Source organism: Pseudoroseomonas ludipueritiae (assembly GCF_014490445.1).
GTDB classification, from domain to species: Bacteria; Pseudomonadota; Alphaproteobacteria; order Acetobacterales; family Acetobacteraceae; genus Pseudoroseomonas; species Pseudoroseomonas ludipueritiae.
On sequence record NZ_JACTUZ010000385.1, the window covers coordinates 1 to 648 of the forward strand.

General features: G+C 76.1%; 1 pseudogene. It reads left to right on the top strand.

Going from position 1 to position 648, the window contains the following annotated elements:
* Positions 1 to 648: pseudogene (locus IBL25_RS26530) on the top strand (heparinase II/III family protein); the annotation flags it as partial.

Sequence of the window (648 nt, forward strand, 5' to 3'; positions counted from 1 at the left end):
CGCGCCGCCGTGCATGGCTTCACCTGGCTGCGGGACCTGCGCGCGCTCGGCACCGACGGCGCCCGGCTGCGCGCGCGCGACCTGGCCGCCGACTGGCTGGCCAATGGCGCGCAGGAAGCCATGGCCGTGGTGCCGGAGGTGGCGGGCACCCGCATCTCCGCCTGGCTTGGGCACTGGGACTTCCTGGCCGCGACGGCCGAGGATGGCTTCCGCCGCGCCATCATGGTGCGGCTGGCGCAGGATGCGCGGGTGCTGGTGGCAGGCCTGCCGGATGAATGCGGCCATCGCGGCGCCCTGGCGGCGCTGAAGGGCGGCCTCGCCGCCGCCGTGGCGCTGGCCGAGGAAGCCTGGATCTCCCGTTGCCTGCGGCTGCTGCCGGCCGAGATCGACCGCCAGATCCTGCCCGATGGCGCGCATGCCGAGCGCAGCCCCGCCCAGCTCCTGCTGGCGGTGCAGGACCTGATCGAGATCCGCAACCTCGTCCACGGCGCCGGGCTGGAGGCGCCGCCACACCTGGGCCTGGCGCTGGACCGCGCCGCCCCGGCGCTGCGGCTCTTCCGCCACGGCGACGGCGGGCTCGCGCTCTTCAACGGCACGCGGGACGAAGGCGCGGCGCTCGTGGACCTGGTGCTGACCCAGGGCCAGGCC